This is a genomic window from Robiginitalea insularis, from assembly GCF_052497835.1.
Genome location: NZ_CP199296.1, coordinates 1,472,403 through 1,491,053, shown reverse-complemented (window position 1 = coordinate 1,491,053; position 18,651 = coordinate 1,472,403). Strand labels below are relative to the sequence as shown.

General features: G+C 47.0%; 18 protein-coding genes. 16 read left to right on the top strand and 2 right to left on the bottom strand.

All coding sequences use genetic code 11. The annotated features are described in order from the left end of the window. The first annotated feature begins 29 nt into the window (after nucleotides 1-29). The 9 genes from ACT6NV_RS06805 (at nucleotide 30) to ACT6NV_RS06765 (ending at nucleotide 11,141) form a co-directional block, all read left to right on the top strand. A complete protein-coding gene (locus tag ACT6NV_RS06805; protein ID WP_445386505.1) occupies nucleotides 30-2,729 on the top strand; it encodes a prolyl oligopeptidase family serine peptidase in 2,700 nt (899 codons plus the stop codon). A 211-nt stretch (nucleotides 2,730-2,940) separates the two neighbouring features. Further along, nucleotides 2,941-4,950 (top strand): tetratricopeptide repeat protein, encoded by a 2,010-nt coding sequence (locus ACT6NV_RS06800; RefSeq protein ID WP_445386504.1) that lies wholly within the window; start codon nucleotides 2,941-2,943, stop codon nucleotides 4,948-4,950. A 156-nt stretch (nucleotides 4,951-5,106) separates the two neighbouring features. Beyond that, nucleotides 5,107-5,913 (top strand): DUF6090 family protein, encoded by an 807-nt coding sequence (locus ACT6NV_RS06795; RefSeq protein WP_445386503.1) that lies wholly within the window; start codon nucleotides 5,107-5,109, stop codon nucleotides 5,911-5,913. After that, the gene (locus ACT6NV_RS06790) at nucleotides 5,910-6,698 is read left to right on the top strand and encodes a hypothetical protein (RefSeq protein ID WP_445386502.1); all 789 of its coding nucleotides are present in this window, start codon (nucleotides 5,910-5,912) and stop codon (nucleotides 6,696-6,698) included. The genes ACT6NV_RS06795 and ACT6NV_RS06790 overlap by 4 nt, the downstream gene beginning before the upstream one ends. A 3-nt stretch (nucleotides 6,699-6,701) precedes the next feature. Beyond that, nucleotides 6,702-7,454 (top strand): DUF6090 family protein, encoded by a 753-nt coding sequence (locus ACT6NV_RS06785; protein WP_445386501.1) that lies wholly within the window; start codon nucleotides 6,702-6,704, stop codon nucleotides 7,452-7,454. A gap of 27 nt (nucleotides 7,455-7,481) precedes the next feature. After that, complete coding sequence (locus tag ACT6NV_RS06780) at nucleotides 7,482-8,576, top strand: DUF6090 family protein (protein WP_445386500.1); 1,095 nt, start codon at nucleotides 7,482-7,484, stop codon at nucleotides 8,574-8,576. A gap of 46 nt (nucleotides 8,577-8,622) precedes the next feature. Then, the gene (locus tag ACT6NV_RS06775) at nucleotides 8,623-9,360 is read left to right on the top strand and encodes a DUF6090 family protein (protein ID WP_445386499.1); all 738 of its coding nucleotides are present in this window, start codon (nucleotides 8,623-8,625) and stop codon (nucleotides 9,358-9,360) included. 25 nt (nucleotides 9,361-9,385) lie between these two features. Continuing rightward, a complete protein-coding gene (locus ACT6NV_RS06770; protein ID WP_445386498.1) occupies nucleotides 9,386-10,102 on the top strand; it encodes a DUF6090 family protein in 717 nt (238 codons plus the stop codon). Between the two features lie 4 nt (nucleotides 10,103-10,106). Further along, nucleotides 10,107-11,141 (top strand): DUF6090 family protein, encoded by a 1,035-nt coding sequence (locus ACT6NV_RS06765; RefSeq protein ID WP_445386497.1) that lies wholly within the window; start codon nucleotides 10,107-10,109, stop codon nucleotides 11,139-11,141. A 2-nt stretch (nucleotides 11,142-11,143) separates the two neighbouring features. On the opposite strand, the gene ACT6NV_RS06760 is transcribed toward ACT6NV_RS06765, so the two are convergent. Further along, complete coding sequence (locus ACT6NV_RS06760; protein ID WP_445386496.1) at nucleotides 11,144-11,944, bottom strand: tetratricopeptide repeat protein; 801 nt, start codon at nucleotides 11,942-11,944, stop codon at nucleotides 11,144-11,146. 171 nt (nucleotides 11,945-12,115) lie between these two features. Here ACT6NV_RS06760 and ACT6NV_RS06755 point away from each other — a divergent pair, with 171 nt between their 5' ends. The 3 genes from ACT6NV_RS06755 to ACT6NV_RS06745 all read left to right on the top strand — a co-directional run bounded on the left by ACT6NV_RS06755 (nucleotide 12,116) and on the right by ACT6NV_RS06745 (nucleotide 15,363). After that, the gene (locus ACT6NV_RS06755; protein ID WP_445386495.1) at nucleotides 12,116-13,567 is read left to right on the top strand and encodes a YiiX/YebB-like N1pC/P60 family cysteine hydrolase; all 1,452 of its coding nucleotides are present in this window, start codon (nucleotides 12,116-12,118) and stop codon (nucleotides 13,565-13,567) included. A gap of 185 nt (nucleotides 13,568-13,752) precedes the next feature. Further along, complete coding sequence (locus ACT6NV_RS06750) at nucleotides 13,753-14,445, top strand: hypothetical protein (RefSeq protein WP_445386494.1); 693 nt, start codon at nucleotides 13,753-13,755, stop codon at nucleotides 14,443-14,445. Between the two features lie 354 nt (nucleotides 14,446-14,799). Continuing rightward, the gene (locus ACT6NV_RS06745; RefSeq protein WP_445386493.1) at nucleotides 14,800-15,363 is read left to right on the top strand and encodes a hypothetical protein; all 564 of its coding nucleotides are present in this window, start codon (nucleotides 14,800-14,802) and stop codon (nucleotides 15,361-15,363) included. Between the two features lie 76 nt (nucleotides 15,364-15,439). Here ACT6NV_RS06745 and ACT6NV_RS06740 read toward each other — a convergent pair whose 3' ends face one another. Further along, nucleotides 15,440-15,859: a hypothetical protein gene (locus tag ACT6NV_RS06740; protein WP_445386492.1), complete on the bottom strand. Its 420-nt coding sequence runs from the start codon at nucleotides 15,857-15,859 to the stop codon at nucleotides 15,440-15,442. A 266-nt stretch (nucleotides 15,860-16,125) separates the two neighbouring features. Here ACT6NV_RS06740 and ACT6NV_RS06735 point away from each other — a divergent pair, with 266 nt between their 5' ends. The 4 genes from ACT6NV_RS06735 (at nucleotide 16,126) to ACT6NV_RS06720 (ending at nucleotide 18,637) form a co-directional block, all read left to right on the top strand. Further along, nucleotides 16,126-16,551, top strand: coding sequence for a hypothetical protein (locus ACT6NV_RS06735; protein ID WP_445386491.1), 426 nt, complete (start codon nucleotides 16,126-16,128; stop codon nucleotides 16,549-16,551). Further along, nucleotides 16,548-17,240, top strand: a complete 693-nt coding sequence (locus tag ACT6NV_RS06730; RefSeq protein ID WP_445386490.1) for a hypothetical protein — start codon at nucleotides 16,548-16,550, stop codon at nucleotides 17,238-17,240. Before ACT6NV_RS06735 ends, ACT6NV_RS06730 begins: the two co-directional genes overlap by 4 nt. A gap of 230 nt (nucleotides 17,241-17,470) precedes the next feature. Then, nucleotides 17,471-18,160: a hypothetical protein gene (locus ACT6NV_RS06725; protein ID WP_445386489.1), complete on the top strand. Its 690-nt coding sequence runs from the start codon at nucleotides 17,471-17,473 to the stop codon at nucleotides 18,158-18,160. An 87-nt stretch (nucleotides 18,161-18,247) separates the two neighbouring features. Continuing rightward, nucleotides 18,248-18,637, top strand: coding sequence for a hypothetical protein (locus ACT6NV_RS06720; RefSeq protein WP_445386488.1), 390 nt, complete (start codon nucleotides 18,248-18,250; stop codon nucleotides 18,635-18,637). Nucleotides 18,638-18,651 lie beyond the last annotated feature (14 nt).

The window sequence follows — 18,651 nt, the reverse complement described above, 5'->3', positions numbered from 1 at the left end:
TATTATTAAAACTTAATAAACACGGTTCTATGAAACCTTTTGCTTTGCTACTGCTCTTGTTAGTGCCCTTTACAAGCTTTTCCCAAAACGACAAATGGACCCCGGAAGAAATCATCAACACCGTTTATGTGGGCAGCCCAGAATTCTCAAAGGATGGGAAAAAGGTGGTCTGGGGCCAGCGCAAAGGGCTCCCCAAGGAAGACAAATTCGTAAACCATCTGTACCTGGCACACCTGGATATTCTGGAGGACAACAAACCCAAAGTAGTGCAGCTTACCCGCTCCGAATCCAGCGAATCCAACCCGGTTTTCAGCGCAGACGGGGAAAGCCTTTATTTCCTGTCTTCACGGGAAAAAGGCAAGAAACTCTGGAAGCTCAGCCTCCTGGGCGGAGAACCAGAGGAAGTACAGACCTTTGAAAATGGCATACAATCCCTTCAGAGATGGGCAGACCACAGCCTGATATTTATAGGAGAAGAAGGCAAAACCCTCTACGACATTACTTATGAAAAGGACAATACTGATATTGTCGAAGATACCCTGCACTGGAACCCCCGAAGGTTGTATGCCTTTAACCTGAAAAGCAAGGAAGTCAAACGACTAACGGAAAACCAATATCGCATCAGCAGTTATGGCGTTTCGGAAGATGGGAATATGTTGGTCTACCAGGAAATCACCAGCCCGGACTACGGGACAGACGCCAACCCCAAACCCAATTATGTGCTGCTAAACCTAAAAACCATGCAAAGCCAACCCATCCTGAAAGGCTTGCAAAGCCCTGCTGGTTTTAAATTCACACCAGACGGGAAAGGCTTTTACTTTTCGGCAGAGACCTCTTCTGATCCCCAGTGGAACGGGGCCGGGATACGCGAATTATACTATTTCTCCATGGGAAACAATTCCTATCAGAAAGTACCGCTGGAATGGGAAAATGGCCTGGACGGGGAGTATTTCCTCAACAGTAACGCCCTCATTGTACAACTGGCCAATGGCCCGCTGCGAAAACTTCGCTATTATGAGAAAAAGGGGGACAACTGGAACTGGAAAGACTGGGAATTGGGAGAAAAGAAGGAGCATACGGCCGTGCTGGCCTTTAACCGGCAAAGCGGGAAGATCATCACCCGTTACTCCACTGCCTCCTCCCTGCCGGAATACACCCTGGCCCAACTGGCTGTCGGGCGCAAAACCGTGGGCCTTACCATCCCCCAGATGCTGACTTCCCTGAATGACAAGCTTAAAAAGAAGCCCATCGCCAAATCCGAAATTATTTACTGGGAAGGGGCAAAAGAGGAACAGGTAAACGGAATCCTTTATTACCCAAAAGGCTACGAGGCAGGAAAAAAATACCCCCTTGTTTTAAGTATACATGGTGGTCCTTCCGGGGTGGACCAGGATCAGTGGTCAGAACGCTGGTCTACCTACCCGCAGATCTTTACGGACAAGGGAGCCTTTGTTTTAAAGCCCAATTACCATGGCTCCAGTGACCACGGCCAGGCCTTTGTAGAATCAATCAAGAATGGAAACTACTATTCCCTGGAGGAGGTAGACCTTTACAATGGGATAGAGCACCTGAAGGAAAAGGGGATGATTGATATGGATAAACTGGGGATAATGGGCTGGTCCAACGGGGCCATCCTTACCACCTGGATGACCCTGAAGTATCCGGATATGTTCAAGGTAGCAGCCCCGGGGGCCGGTGACGTAAACTGGACCTCGGATTACGGCACCTGCCGGTTTGGGGTCTCTTTTGACCAGAGCTATTTCGGCGGAGCGCCCTGGGACGATACCAATGGCAAACACTACAATGAGTGGTACATCAAATACTCCCCCATTTTTGAGATTGAAAAGATCAAAACGCCGACCATCATCTTCCATGGTAGTGAAGACCGGGCCGTTCCCAGGGATCAGGGCTGGGAATACTACCGCGGTTTGCAGCAAGTAGGCCAGGCCCCTGTGAAGTTCCTTTGGTTCCCCGGCCAGCCCCACGGCTTGCAGAAAATTACCCACCAGCTGCGCAAGATGAAGGAGGAGATCGCCTGGTTTGAGACCTACCTTTTTAAAGATAAAGAGGTGGAAAACGAAGCCTTTAAGAAAGACAGCCCCCTGGCTTCCCTGCTCAAAATGCAGCAAAATACAGCTGAGGGCGGCTTGCTTGGCCAAATGAAGGATGGCAAACTCATACCTGCCACGGTTTCCCTGGGAAAAGACAGCGTTGCCATTGGCACCCACGAAGTCACCCTGGCCCAATACCATACCTACAGCGGAGAAGCCTATGACCGGCTTCGCGCCAACCAGCCGGTTACCGGGCTCTCAAAGGCAGCTATTGCCGGCTATTTAAATTGGCTGAGCAGTGAAACCGGCGAAACCTATCGCCTGCCCAATGCCGCAGAAGCCAAAAAATTGCACAAAACTGCCCGTAAAAACTTCAAAGAACAGAACAACCTCAACCATTGGGCGGGTTATGAGCTTACCGCTTTGGATGTGCCTGATCTGAAAACCAAACTGCAGGCCGTTACCCTGCCCCTTATCAAAAACACAGGCAGCCACCCCATGGTCAAACTAAGTGAAGACGTTTTTGTCTTTGACCTGGGAGGCAATGCCGCGGAATACTACACGGATGGGGAGCACCTCAAAACCTATGACTACAGCGCCTATGATTTTGTGGACCCCGCTAACCCTGAAAGTCAGTCGGAAGGAGGTCATACAGGGTTTCGGGTGGTAAAAGAGTAGTCCCGACAAAACAGCTCAGGACAAAAATGGTTTTGGCTCCCTGTCATATTACGGGGCATGAAATGTTCCCGCAGACCAAATTTTGTTTTAAATTCGAACCAAGGCATTTAGATCTGGGCTACCCATTTTATTTTTAGGGGAGATCTCCAGGGATTGATCCCTTCTAAATCCAAACCGCCAAACCAGGACTGCTGTCCAGGGCCCAATAATTATGAAGTTCAAAAAATTCATTGCCGAGTGTCGTGAGAATGATGTTTTTAAAAACCTCTCTATTTATGTGGTTTCGGCCTGGGTACTCCTACAGGTAGCAGACCTTGTTGCCGAACCCCTTAACCTGCCCAAAGCTACCCTTACCTACCTCCTGATTATCCTTTTAGTCGGTTTTCCGGTATACCTTTATTTATTATGGCATTTTGAATTACGTCATAAGATCCGCAAAAAACCCCTTAAAAGCCCTGATGGGGATGTGGTGCCCGGCAAATTTGTAAAAACAGGCTTTGAACAATTGTACTTCTCCTTCCTGAGTGTGATTGGCCTGCTCGGCATTAGTGTTGTCCTTTTGGTTATCAAGCAGAATAACGAAACATTATCAATACCTCAAGACCCCCTTTCAGAGGCAGAGGGAAACGATAAAATTGCCGTCCTGACCTTTGACAATAATACAGCCGATGCCTCCCTGGATATTGTCGGGAAGATGGCTGTAGACTGGATTATGCACGGCATTACCGAAAATAAGCTGGGGCAGGTAATTTCGCCCAAAATAGTGGAGAACTATTCCAATATTTTAAAGGCTTCCATCCTGCCTACTGGAGATAATGGGGTTCTGAAAACCTATTTAAAACCATCCAAAGTAATTAGCGGGTCTTATTACCTGGACAAAGACCGGCTGCTCTTACAGTGTTCTATCCTGGACGGAAACATGAATACCACATTAATTTCCTTCGAAGTAACCGAATGTAAGGCCGACAGCCCACTGGTATGTATAGAGGCTCTTAAACAGGAAATCCTTGGCTATTTCCGCTCCCGGGGGGATACCCAAATTATGCTGGAAGATACCCCTCCGAGTTTCAGTGCATATCAGCTTTGGCTGGAGGCAGAGGAAGCCCTGGAACAACCCAACTACTTAGACCTGATCAACGCTGCCATTGCTGCAGACAGCAGTTACTTTAAACCCAAACTGGACCGGGTACTTTACTATTACAACCGGGACAGGTTTGCCGTGGCAGATTCGCTGGTACGGGTTTTATCTACAGAAATTGGCACCAACAAACAGCAGCTCAACATGCTGAAACATTTGGAAGCCTGTCTGAAAGGCGATAACAAGACGGCCTACAGAACCTATCGGGAAGAATATAACAATGCGCCAATGGACCTGGAGCTCAACAGCAGTCTGATGGTCCTGGCCCTGCAATTCGTAAACCGGCCACAGGATGTGGATCCTATTTTCGAGGCTATGGACATGAAGGATATGGATTTGGGGAACTGTATACAATGTGAGTACCGATATTTTATCAAAGGCATGAGCAATATCGAACTGGGCAGGGCCCGGGAAACTATAGCGTTATTAGAGCCTTTTGCCCGGTCCGAAGGTTTGGAATGGATAAAAAGGGCCTTGCTCAAAGCCTATGTGCAGGAAGGAGATACGGAAGCTGCCAAAAAAGTCCTGGAATACGTAAAATTAGTGGGGGATTCCGATTACTGGGAACAAAATATGCTGGTTACAGGAATGGAATTTCTAAAAGTTGGCAACACAGCTGAAGCAAATGCCTATTTTGATGCCCTGATCGGCTTCTACGCCGAACAACCGGCGCCCCTCAAAAACTATCAGAAGAAAATCCGTGCTGAAGCCGCTTTTTACAAGCAAGATTATGCCAGGTCCGAAAAATGGTACAGCCAGCTTTTGAAGGAAACCTCCCTAAGTGCCTCGGAAAGGGCTTATTTCGCTGCTACACTCTATAAAAATGGGAAAGAAAGCGGCGGCAGCGAACAGCTACAAGCCCTAAACGAGCAAAGATCCGGGTATCAATTCGGGGATATCGATTATGCCCTGGCGCAATTTTATGCCACCACCGGGGAGGAGAAGCAATCCATGGATTACCTTAAAAAAGCAGTGGCTGCCGGAAAGCGTTACACCAATAGCACTTTTCATAACGATCCTATTTTCACCCCCTATATCAAGACAGCGGCTTTTAAAGAAATCCTGGAGTTTTGGCATGAGTAAAGCCTGATCCCGTTAGCCTGCTATTTTGGGCTTTGAGGCCGGAGGCCGGTTCAAAGCTCCGCAGGAACGCCCTGATTTCTCTTTTGGGAGCAATGGAAAAACGCCTGGCGCTTCAAAGCTCTTAATTGCTTAACTTAGGCATAGTTAACCAAACCAATGATCCGCTTCTTCCGCAGCCTGCGACAAAGATTGCTCACTGAAAACAAATTCAGCAAGTATCTGCTATATGCCATTGGAGAAATCCTTCTTGTGGTCATTGGAATTTTACTGGCATTGCAAATCAATACCTGGAACGAAGAGCGCATTAGCAAAATTGAGGAACAAAAATACCTGAAACGTCTGAGTCTGGACCTGACACGGGATATAGAAAGGCTGGAAAGAATCCGTGAGAATTATGAGACCCGACTGATTGTAGGGCTTGAGCTCTTGGATTCCCTGGGGAAAAACAACGGCTCCATTATCAGGAAATGGGATCATTTTAATACTGCCGTCAAAAATTACCAGTTAAATCCGCTTCCCGATACGCTGAGCATGGGACGAAAGTTTTTTATCGTCCTGGCAATAGCTCACTTTTCTCCAACGGACATTACCTTCCAGGAATTGCTCAGTACCGGGAAAATTAATATCCTGTCCAATGATTCCCTGAAGACTTCATTACAATACCATTATCCGGATGTAAAGGAAACAGACCGATTCCAGAATGTAATTGTAATGGAAGTGCAGAAGACTTATCGCTACGCCCTGTCCGATAATTTTATCAGTTCGTTCAGCGAGGACAATTTTGCGGACATAAAGGAAAGAATGGTCTCCGCGGACCAGCTGATCACGGCAACTGAAAATTATTTAAAACTAACTACTAGTTTATTGGAAGAGCTTTATTATCAGCCCTATTCAGTCTATAAAAGGACCGCCATGCTTTTAAGTCGAATTGAAGAAGAAATAGACCAAAATCAAAACCCATGATCCGCTTTTTCAGACAACTCCGCCAGAACCTGCTCGCTGAAAATAAATTCAGCAAGTACCTGCTGTATGTAGTGGTGGAGATATTTATTGTGATCATCGGTATTTTAATGGCCCTCCAGGTAGACAACTGGAATGAGTCCAGGAACAATAAAACCCAGGCAAAGGAGTTCAGGAGGCTTCTTACGGAAAGCGTATCCAGGGATATTGAAAATATCCAAACACGCCTCGATTTTTTCCGCAGTGCGATAGATTTCGGATATCTGGTACAAAACGAATTGAAAAATCGGGAAGCCCTAACAAAAGAAGATCACTGGCAGTTCCTGGTGTATTCCTTCCACGTGAGCCAGATCTGGAATTTTACACAACTTTCCGCTACTTATAATGAAGCCCAAAACCCGGATATCCTGGAATTACTGGGGCGACCGGAACTTTTAAATTCCCTGCAGCGCTATTATACGGAATGGCCCCTGCAATTAGGGGAGTTAACAGGGGGCACAATGGAATACAGGAACTTTATAAGGAGCATAATCCCAATGTCCCTGCAGGAATATATGTGGGATTCCTGCTATACGATCAGCGTTTTGGACATACAGGATTTCGCTCCCTGCGAGGCTCCCCCCCCAGATACGGATTTGATTGAGCAAGCCTACCTGGCCATCGTTACTGATTCCTCTTTTAGCCGGATCCTCACCCGGAGGCTTTCCACGCTGTATACCCGGAATATCGTTTATGAAAATATCCTTAAGGAAGCCGAAGACCTTGTAATAGAGTTAAACACAAACTAGCATATGCTTCGATTTTTCCGCCAACTCCGCCAGAACCTGCTCGCTGAAAACAAGCTTAGCCGCTACCTCCTCTACGCTATTGGGGAAATTTTACTGGTCGTGATCGGGATTCTGCTTGCCCTGCAGGTAAATGATTGGAGCGAACAAAACAAGAACCTGGATACAGAGATCCGCATCCTCAAGAGCCTGAAGGAAGACCTGAATACAGATTTGGCGAACCTGAGCCGGAAAATAATGGTGGATTCTTTTGTGTCTGCCAATAATAAAGACCTGCTGGCGTACCTGCGCGCTGGCAACCTGGCAGGGGCCACAAAGGTCCGGAAAAATGGAACCCTGGTCTACAACCTGCTGGGAGGCATCAACCGGGTCTATTTCTTCAACCCCCAGCGGTTTGCCTATGAATCCTTAAAGGTGGCCGGCATCGATATTATCCAGAATGAGGCATTGCGCCAAAGCATTGTAAACCTCTATGACTATGAGTACAAGCGAACGGACGACTATATACAGGTTCAATTTGATATGCTGGTGGATTCCAACCCTGATTTATGGGAACGCCTGGAGACGCGCGACAACTTATTTACCAAATACCCCACCGACTCCCTGGCATTTAAAGAGGATCATCAATTTTTGAACTTTGTGTCACACCTCGCTTATGAATACGACGAGGCCATCTCCTTTTACGAAAGGAACCGAAAGGCCTTAATTTCTCTTTTGAGTGATATTGAAGGAGAGCTCAACATGCTACAAAATCCTTAACTTGTCCATAACCAACCAGAACCACATATGATCCGCTTTTTCCGCAACGTAAGAAAGCGATTGCTCCCTGAAAGCAACTTCAGCCGGTATTTGTTGTATGCCATTGGGGAAATCATTTTGATAGTTGTGGGGATTATGATTGCCCTGCAATTGGATAATTACAATGCCCAAAAAAAGCAGGAGGCAGAGATGGAGCAGATGCTGTCAGAGTTGAGATTGGAATTGGAGTCCAACCTAATTCAATCTCACAGGGTATTGCAGCAATACAAAATAAAAGATCGTTTGATCCGTCTGCACCTTTGCAATGCCATCTCAAAGGAAGATATAAACAATCAGTTTGCAGGGCACTTTTACATTGGTGTCAATCATTTGGCTTTTCCGCCAGCCCGGGAAATACTGGATAAAATTCTCACAAACCTCGAAAATTTACCCGAAGCCTTAACGAGTATGAAGGATGAACTAAGAAATCTGGACTCCAATTATGACGAAATAACCGACAATAATAATAGGCTTGCGGAAATTTCCAGGACTGAGATAGATTACAGGGCTAAAAATATTAGTTGGTTGCATAAACTATGGAACTGGTCTCCGGAAAAAGATCCCCAACTTAATGAGTTGATTCTGGAGTACATATTCGAGAACCCGAGGTTTAAGAATCAATTGGGCCAATACTGGAATTCCATGGCACGGAATTCGGTACCGGACTTAATCATCCTTCGACAAGCTATGATCGCTTATTTAGAGTCCGTTTCAGCTTATCTGTCTCCAAACGAAACTTTCAGTTATCAGGCCCCGGAGGAATTCAGGTTTGATCTTTCCGAAATTACAGGCACGTATCAGGTGTGGAGTAAGGCAGGAGCTTTTAACAGCGACACCTTGGATATGGGAAAATATATCCTTTTTGAGGATAACGGAAGGTTATTTACATATAGCACCTTTGATCCGGCCCAACAAAAAAACGTGGAGGGAGATCAGAAGATTGAATGGGTGGTATTGGATTCCAAATCGGTAATATCCCCAACAGGATGGTTTATGCATCTCGTGCACAGGGATTCTACCGGTATCTCCCTGGAATATGCCGCCTGCAACAACCGAAATCTCTATTTTACCAAAATTGATTAAAAATTGTCAATCCAATATACTGTGCATCACAAACTAGCAACATAGAATGATCCGCTTATTCCGCAACCTCCGGCAAAGCCAGCTGGGTAAAAACAATGCCAGCCGCTACCTGTTATACGCCACAGGGGAAATATTATTGGTGGTGATCGGAATCCTGATCGCCCTGCAAATTAATAACTGGAACGAATCTGAAAAGGACAGGGCCTTTGAAAAGGAAATGTTGTCAGAGGTACAAAGTGCTCTGGAAGCAGACCAGGCCTATTTTAACCGTATGATCAGGCGCCTTCAAAATGCCGATAGCACTGCCCAGAAATTCTTCCAGGCCATTGCCCATGACAGCGTCTTTTCAGATGAACTTAAATTTACTTATAACTGGCTCTTTACAGGTATTCAGTACGAGTTTAATCCAGGGCCCTACGAGGCCATAAAAGCAAGTGGGTTAGACCGGCTATCGAACAAAACATTGAGAAACAGGCTGATTTCCTTTTATGATTTTACCATCCTCCGCAATCGCGACCTTGTAGAATGGGCAGAGCGAAATTATACTGATCAGGTAGAACAGTTAAGTAATCTAAGAACTGGTCCCTCGGAAATAAGAATGGTAAACAACACCTACCGGGTTACCCGGGAGTTGCCAGGGGACTTGCTGGAACAGGAAGCTTTTTTGTTACTACTCGATGATATTTCAGACCGTATTCGGTTTACGCTACGCTTACTGCAACCCATGCCGGAAAAGTTGGAAAGCCTTAGCGCCCTGGTCCAAAAAGAACTGGCCGATGATTAGATTTTTACAAAAAATAAGGCAAGGCTTGCTCCTAGAAAACAAGGGCGGGAAGTACCTGCTATACGCCCTGGGAGAAATCCTTCTGGTAGTGATCGGGATTTTGCTGGCCCTGCAGGTAAATACCTGGAATGAGGATCGGAAAGAGGCCAAACAATTGAGGGTGGCTTTACAGTCCATTCATAACGATATTGTTCAGGATAGCCTGTTGATCCATGATAATCTGCCCCCGCTCAGGGAACGATCCCAATTTAATCAAACTCTCCTCCGAAAAGCCTATGCCAGTGAAACCACCCTGGATACACTGGTGAAGATCATGAAAGAGGATTTTCCCATATACTGGATTTCCAGTCTGCCCTTTAATCAAAACACTTTTGAGAACCTTAAATCCACGGGGGCTTTTGAAATTTTACCCCCTGGCTTAAAGGCAAGCTTATCTGATTACTACACTACTATTGTCGACTACCAAAAAATGGCCGCCCTACACACGGACCAATACCGCACCCACCTTGATGAATTTGTACAGCACTACAACATCATCGGGCGGATACACGACCCCAATTACAGGGATAGCTACCTTTTTAATGCCAACTGGAAAAACATTGATCCTGACCATTTTGTACCCCGGGTGGCTGTTGTCCTCGGTGCCTACAATGTGATGTATAGCCGGGAAGTGGGCCGCCTGGAGAGGATGCAACTGCAGATCCGCTCCGTAATTGACGGATTAACCCCTTACCTGGACTAACCCTATGATTCCTGTTTTACGCAACTTCAGAAGACAACTTATGAACAACAACCAGCTTAGCAAATACTTTTTGTACGCCATTGGCGAAATCCTGCTGGTGGTGATCGGGATTTTGATCGCACTGCAAGTAAACAATTGGAATGAGCAGCGGGTACGGGAACAGGAAGCCCTCAGGGTAATGCAGGACCTTGCAGCTTCGATTGAAAATCGCTTTGATAGTTACGGGTTCCTGCTGGACCCCTATCTTAACAGGGACAGCATCCAGAATTACATCCTGGACAAAAATATTCCGGAGGTTGCCGGCCCTTCCCGGGTTACCAACCCATTATCGTTTGTGGATTTCACAGGTTTCTACTGGGATGAAAGCATACAGGCCATCCTGGACCAGGAGCGCATTTTCCCGGAGCGTTACAAAAAGGTATTGCAGCGCATCCGAACCCTGAAATCCATCCGGGATGCCTTCCTGGTTACAGGAGCCTCGAAATTGGAAGCGCTGGAACAACAGAACCTGGAGGATTTAGCTGAATACAACTGGCTTTTCGAGGTAGATTCAACGGCCTGGGAGGCCCGGAAAAGTTTCTATTACACCAATACGGCCTATAGGAACCGCCTGCAGATTTTCAGGAGGTACCAGCACGATTTCAGCGGGCAGACTGCCCGCTTCCAGATGTTACAGATACTGATCTGGGCGGAGCTTAAACAAATCAATGAAGGGAAGGGGTTCGCAGAGTTGATCCCGGATTTGGAAAATTTCGGGTTAAAACAAAGCCTTCTGATGCCCTGTGATGCGCCAGGGAATCCTACTGATAGCATTCACCCATTCCTTTTCTGGAATCTCGTTTACAACAGTACCGAAGAACCCCGGGAAATATACTGGAATTTTGAAGCAGAAAATATTGCCGGGATAAACATCCTTGCTCCGGGGGAAGTGCTGATTAGAAGTGCCCCTGCCGAAAACCGCTGGGTTATGGTTGGGAAGGATAGTACCTGCCTGGCTAAATACCGCACCCTGCTGGACGGGTTTGTGATAATCGAATAGATTCAGGGCTTCCCGATCTTTTCTACCAGTGCTTCAAAACGAGCATCTCCATGGAAGGGGCGCATAATCGGCATAAAACGGAGCCAGGGTAAAAGCGGCTGGCGGAGTTTGTAGTTTTGTTCCAGCCAGGCCAGGGCGGAATCCCGCTGGCCCAGCATATTTTGCAAAGGGACCAGTACCATCCGCTCAAAGCTCTCAGGATTGGCTTTAATTTCATTTACCAGTTTCCTTGCCTTCAGGCTGTCTCCGCTGATGATCCAGTACATGGCGCGGGCTACCCGCCCGGTGGAATCCTCTGCGGCCCGGTCCAGCCATTTAAGGGCTTCTTTGGTATTGCCGTTCCGGTAATGCATCCGCCCAAGCGTAAAATAGGCGTCCCGCTGCTGAGGTTGCATGGCAATGGAGGCTTTCAGTTCCCTTTCTGCGCATTCAAAGTCATCGTAAAAATAGCAGAGCCAACCATGCCACTGTGCCCAGAGCGGGTTATCAGGTGCAGCCTCCCGGGCTTTTTGGATTTCGTCAAGGGAAGCCTCTTTTTTGCCTTCGAGCATCCAGTACCAGGCAAGGTTAGCATGGGAAAGGGCATCCTCAGGGTTTAATTCCACAGCCTTTAGAAGGGCTTCTTTGGCGGCTTCGTATTCCCAGTCTATGTACAGTTTCTTTTGGCCCATTTGGGCGTAGTCGGCAGCACTGAGCCTGTTTACTGGTTCAGGGTTGGCTTCCGGGATATCTTTGGGTTTTTCACGGCAGGCAGTGAGGCAAATAAAAGCGCCGGCCAAAAGTAATGGAAAGGTAGTTTTCATAAGGCTATTGGCTTTCCTGTAAGTTACAAAATTTATCTGTAATGTTTTGGTTATGAGGGATTTCAATTACATTTACCTTTCGGCCCGGCCAATATATTAAGGTGAGAATACAAGACAGCGGAAGTATCCCTATCTTGCAGTAATGGGCGCTTGCCCGGCCAACTACCCGAAATGAAAAAACTGTTGAAGATTATCCTTGCACTGGCAGGGCTCTATTGCCTGCTCCTGATCCCCTTTCCTGAAGCTGAGGACGAATTGCAACTGGCTGCTGAATCCCCGTTTGTATGGGATCAGGATGCCCTTTGGGAGCAGCTGGAAGAAACCTTTGTCAGGGGCAGGAATATGGACAGTGCGGATCTGGATACCCTGGTAACCCAAATGACTCTCGAATTGGACAGTATCGTTAATAACCATTCCCATGAAACAATGGCCCCGAAAGACCCCTTTTATCCCCTGGTACTGGATCGCTTTTTCCGGGTCGCACCGCTTATAGCTGCACAGCAGCACAAATCTGATTGGTATATCGGCTTCTATAACCGATTGCGCAAAAAACTCAAATCCGATTCCCAAAACTGGGATATGGGCCAGGCAGCAGCCCGGCAGCAGGCCTATAGGGTGCTGTATGGCGTTCGAGCCGGGGTGGAAGAAATTATGCTGCAATCTACGCCAGAAGAGTTTAATGCCACCCAGTATGTCTCCAAAGAGCCTTCGGTTACCCCATCTGCAAATATCCTCGGGATTGAGGTCCACAGCGGGGACTTGCTGGTAAGCCGTGGGGGGGCGGAGGTATCTGCATTTATCTCAAGGGGAAATGATTACCCGGGTAATTTTTCACATGTTGCCCTGGTCTATATAGATGCTGATAGCGGGGAACCCGCCTTCGTGGAAGCGCATATTGAAAAAGGGGTTGCCATTGCCAGCAAAGAACAATACTTAAAAGACAAAAAACTGCGGTTTATGGTGATGCGCCCCAGAGCCAACCTGGAAGCACTCAGGGCTAACCCGATGCTCCCGCACCAGGCTGCCGCCTATATGTATGAAGAATCCCGTTCCCGGCATATCCCCTATGATTTTAAAATGGATTATTTTGATCCTTCCGCCATGTTCTGCTCAGAGGTGGGGTCCTTTGCCTATAAGCAATTCGGAATGCCCCTGTGGGAGTACCCGTCAACCATATCTTCTGACGGGATCATTAACTGGCTGCACAGCTTTGGGGTGGAACATTTTGTAACACAGATGCCCTCAGATCTGGAGTATGACCCTATGCTTAGCGTGGTAGCCGAATGGCGCGACCAGCAGACCCTTTTTAAAGACCACCTGGACAATGCCGTAATGGATGCGCTGATCGAGCGGGCCAATTCAGGGGAACAAATCGATTACAACATCTGGCTGCTCCCGGTAGCCAGGGTATTGAAGGCCTATTCCTTTTTACAGACAACTTTCGGGAAAGAAGGGATTATCCCGGAAGGAATGAGTGCGGTTACGGCTTTAAAAAACAATGATTTTGTTTCCCGGTTTCAACAACTAAAAGAACAAACGGCTTTAAGGGCGGCAGCTTTTGAAAGGGAACAGGGCTATGTGCCTCCCTATTGGCAACTGGTGCGATTTGCAGAAAAGGGATGATTCTGATGCTAATTAAAAAGAACTCCCTTTAATTGGCTGGTTATCAATTAATAATCGTATCTTAAAATGATTCAATACCATATCCTGATATAATCCCCCCTTAATTCAACGCATCTTAATAGGATACCGTGTTTTCTGCTATCTGGGTTCCCCCGTTAAAGCGTAACCCATTAAACCACAATAGCATGAAAACAATGAAACCACACCAATTTAAAACACTGTGCGGGCTGGCACTAATGGGCCTGCTGGCACTCTTTTTTTCCTGTACACAGGAGTCCGTGAATTCAGACCTGAACGAGGCGGATAACCTGAACCTACAGGCGGCCAAAGCAAGCCAGGCCAAAAAGGTTACCAAGAAAATCTCCGGCCGGTTAGTCAACTTTCCGGATCCAAACGAACTCCCCGAAGAGACGCTGATCTGTTTTCCCCAGGAATTTCAATTCCCGCTTACCCGTAATACGATCAGTGGCCATATGACCCATCTGGGAAGCCTGCAGGAAGGTATTTCAGATCCGGTTACCGGAGAACGGCTTTCGGGCAGCTTTGGCGTGCCTATAAGCTGTGAAATCAACCTGGAAACCTTTAACCAACTCTTTACGGTTTATAAGGTATTTTATGTGGCGGCCAACGGGGACTATTTTGAAACCACCGAACAGGTGACCATTAACTTCCCCAACACCTTTGTAGACGAGGATGGCGTTACCCAAATAGACTACACCACCGGAAACTTTGGAGGATCAGCCGGGTTTGAACACGCCATAACCATCGATGGGGGAACCGGCAGGTTTGCCGGGGCATCGGGTCATATGGATTTCGTAGACGCCACTTTTGGCCCGGACGGATCTTTCTGGGAGCTGGTCGGAGAAATCACCTATTAAGAGTAGTTCGCCCATCACCTTAAAATCAATACCCGGCCAAAAGGCCGGGTATATTTTTTTCAGGGATACAAGATTATTCAGTTTTTAAGAGGTTTCTATCATGTCTTGCAGGTGTTGCCTTACTTACTAAGTAGTCTTATTATTCTTACGAAACATTTCCCTCTGCAAACAAAAAGCCAATCCCAAAATAATTTGTCGCAACCCCTTGAATATCAAATAATAATTGTACCTTTTTCTTCCCTGAAATCAATCCGCAATTTTGTTCCCCTCCTATATCTCAATGCATTTGAAGCAATGCCTTGTTGGTGCTATCCGAGTTTCCCCAATAGCGCGTAATCTTTAAACCAATATAATATGAAAACCAGTATTCTATCAACCATCAGAGCAGTTGGCACCATGGCCCTTGCGGGTGTGCTTTTGCTATTTTTTTCCTGTACACAGGAAAATTTGTCTGATGAGCTTATTCAGGGAGAAGAACTCAATGCAGTTTCGGTAAAAAACAGTCAGCAACGGCCCTGGAAAATCAACAGTTCAGGAGCGTTTCAGGCTATCGGCCCATCTGCCGAAAATTGCCCCGATGAAGATAAACCCATTGGGATATTACTTTCCGGTATTGGAAATGCTTCCCATATAGGCCTTTTCGAGGTTTCTCTAGTCTGGTGTACCAACGTGGATGCAGACCTGGCCAGCCCGGTTAATTTTATTGCCGGTACCATAACAGCTGCCAATGGTGATGAAATTGACTTCGAGTCCACTTCCTTTAACGGACCTTCCGTAGATTACGTTGTAACCGGAGGCTCCGGGCGCTTTGAAGGTGCTTCAGGGGAATTTAACCTGGCTACTACAGCATTTTTCTTTGATCCATCTACAGGCGCAGGCACTTATTCCAATGCGGGTGAAGGATATATTGTTTATTAAGCGGGCTCCCGAGACCACTTAATCATAAAGCCTGGCCTTAGTGCCGGGCTTTTTTTGTTTTGTCTTTTGCCAAAACTTAGTCCACGGCAAGATAACGGTACTCCGGCCCGTCACAGGGGGTGGCCCCATCCTGTATCAGTATCCCCTCCCGTACAAAATAGAATTCTTCCGGGCTGCCGAAGCAATTAAAGACCAGCGGGCTGTTTTCCGGATAGTTCACCAAAAGGCCGTTTTGCCCGTTTCGGCTCATTTCCTGCCAGACCCCTTCAACGCTGTTGGTTTCATTATCGCGTTCGCGAGATTTTATAAAACGTCCCCCCTCTTCAAAGTAGATCTGTTCGTCAATACCCAGTTCTTCAGCACTTGCCTCTGTCCCGGTCATATAGGCAAAAGTGCTGGCAAGGCGCCAGGTTTCCACCTGCAGTGGGTCAATGGAATTAGAACAGGAATAGACCAGGCTTGAAAGGACAAACAGTACTGTAACCAGCTTTTTCATGAAGTTTTTTTAATTAGATAAAGGAGAAGGGCCTGGGTTGCGAAATGGCAGGAAAACCCAAGGACTTCTTTGGTTTTTTATAAGCGAAAAGATAAGGTTTACTTATCTGTTGGATATCCCCAACTTATCTTTTCTAAGTTAAAATACTTATTAAAATGGACGTCTCATTGATTGTTCTAATACCTTTTAAATTCTATTTAGAATTTTTCTAAATAATTTTTATTATCCGCCCTGCCTGATTATTTTTGGTCTCCAATGCAGGTAAAATGAGCAACGCGAAAGGTCTTCCGTTAAAGGGCGTCATCACGACGGCATTTTTCTTTATGACCTGCGGCATCCTGATGGAGCTGTACCTGCTGGGGCATTACGAAGACACCCAACAACTGATTCCCATCTTCTGCATAGCAGCCGCAATCTTGCTGGTGTTGGTCCTATTTTTTAATCAGACGCGCCTCATCCTGGGAATTTTAAAATCAGTCCTCGGCCTGATGGCTATTAGCGGGATCTACGGCACTTATTTGCACCTGGTGGCCAACTATGAATTTGAACAGGAAATGACCCCCGGGGCCAGGCCCTGGGATCTGTTTATAGAAAGTTTGTCGGGCGCCCTGCCGGCCCTGGCTCCGGCCAGCATGATTGTACTGGCATTAATCGGATATTCATATATACTACTATTAAAACCAAGAACATGAGAAAATCAAGTACCCTATTGCTGTTATGTGCCTTCTTAGGCCTGGCCGTTGTTGGCTGTAAGGAAACCAAAGAAAAAGAAAGCGAAGCAGAAACCACTGAAAAAACGGCCACAGAAGCTGCGGCCACCCCGGAAAGCATGGGGTCCCCTGCCGTGCTGAATGCTAACCTGGCCACTGAAGCCGAACTGGGCGGGATTGGGCTGACTGCCGAAACCGTAACTCAAATTTTGAGCGCCCGCCCTTTTCTAAGTATGAACGAATTGGATTCCATTTTGGGCGAGATCGAAAACAAGTCTGAACTCTACAAAAAGGTATTTGTCCCCTTCAACCTCAACACCACCCCTGAGGCAGACTTTAAAATGATTCCCGGGGTAGGCGACCGTATGGCCCACGAATTTGAGGAGTACCGGCCCTATAGCAGCATACAGCAATTCAGAAGGGAAATCGGGAAATATGTGGACGAGGACGAGGTAGCGCGATACGAAAACTACGTCTTTGTCCCCGTGGAACTCAATTCGGCTACGGAGGCAGACATCAAGGCGCTGCCGGGTGTAGGCGACCGTATGGCCCACGAATTTGAAGAATACCGCCCTTACACCAGTATGGCACAGTTCCGAACCGAAATTGGCAAGTATGTGGACGACAAGGAGCTGAAAAGGCTGGAGCGCCTGGTATACCTGAAGGAGTAACAGCTTCCCTGCAGTAAGCACTGCATTTTAAGAACCAGGATGTTGGGAACCACAATGGATGGCTCCTTACAGCCTGGTTTTTTTTGCCATTGGACGGACTTGAAGGCGTTGCCTCTGCTACTGTGGAGGAACCTTAATGATCCTATGGTTTTTATATAGCCGCAAAACATAAGTTATCATTATCTTATGGATATCTCTTACATATCTTTTTATAACTAAAAAAGCAAGCTGTGTCCGACCAACTCCGGCATTCCGACTTCCGCATCCGCAAGCTGATCGGCTTCCTGGGGATCTCCATCCCCTTTGTGTTGCCGGCCCTCACCGGAGGCGAAGTGCTTTCTTCCATCAGTCATTATTACTACCTCACGGCCCCTTCTTTGTATTTTATAATCGTCCTCTCATCCCTGGGGCTCTTCCTGATCTCCTATAAGGGGTTTTCGGCCAGGGCCTTCGGGGAAAAAGACTACATCAATGACGACTGGCTTACCAACTTCGCCGGCCTGGCGGTGTTAGCCTTGGTGCTGGTCCCCACCGCCTGTAACGGGAGCGGGAATGGCGATATTGATGCCATCTGCCGCAGCGGCCTCTTCCCTTTAAGCGGGCATTTAAACAACACAGCCGATACGATTCACCTGGTCGCAGCCGGGATCTTTGTAGCACTTATGGGCTGGATGTCTTTCTACAAATTTACCCGGGACATCCCCAACAAGGACTGCTGGCAGGTAAAACTATACCGCAGCTGCGGTATCATTACCTGGGTGGCTGTCGGGACTTTGTTCCTCTACTTCATTACAGGGGCAAACATCCGGAACTTTGTTTTCTGGATGGAAGTAATGGCCCTGATCCCCTTTGGGGTTTCCTGGATCATCAAGGGGGAGACGGTGGAGATGTTGAGGGAGCTCACATATCACAAGAAATAGTAGCCACTACTGTTTTCAGATAGTTCTAAAATCCTCTCTTCCAAAATTTCTTTATCTTATTAGAAGAACGATTAAATGCAATTGAAAATGAAACCTAAAGCAATTTTACTACTCCTTTTTATATTCCTGGCCTCATGCGCCACAACCAAAACTTTCCCAGTATCGGATATTGTGCCCGCTGCGGAAATCAAGGTAAAGCAGAAGACCAATAACAATGACAACAACGAGATTTCTGTTAAAGCCAAATATCTGGCCAGCCCGGAGCGGGTTAAAAGCGATGCCACGGCCTTTGTGGTTTGGTTAGTGACCGAGGAGAACGGTATCAAAAACCTGGGCGCCCTCTACAACGAAAACGGGGAAGACTCCGAACTGGAAACCGTTACCTCCTTTAAAGGCACTGAATTCTTTATTACCGCCGAGGCCGAAGCCGGCGTTTCCATGCCACAGGGGGTAGAGATCAGCAGGGTGAAGTTGTAAATGCCTTTTTGAAA